We start from the raw sequence: 231 nt of genomic DNA, 5'->3' as shown, positions 1-231 counted from the left end.
AGAAAAAAGATTTTGGTTGGAATGTGAGATTGAATTTCAATCGCATGTGGAATAGCGTTGTTGCTTTCCCTGCTAACGTTTCTGAGTTCTATATTGCAGATACTTGGTTATATGGTAATGCGCGCGCAAGTGTACTAGGTATTGGAAGCCCAACCACCGGTATTTCTTCTTGGGGTTATGCAAGAAATAATGCTGGACAAATATTAATCAATCCCTCAACCGGATTGCCAT

General features: G+C 40.3%; 1 protein-coding gene. It reads left to right on the top strand.

Annotated features, from left to right (window positions below; translation table 11 throughout):
* A partial coding sequence (locus tag AC3II9_RS22635; protein WP_489159037.1) for a hypothetical protein occupies positions 1-231 on the top strand: 231 nt, incomplete at both ends.

Source organism: Lysinibacillus sp. RU7 (assembly GCF_057837305.1).
This window is presented reverse-complemented; position numbering and strand designations above follow the sequence as displayed.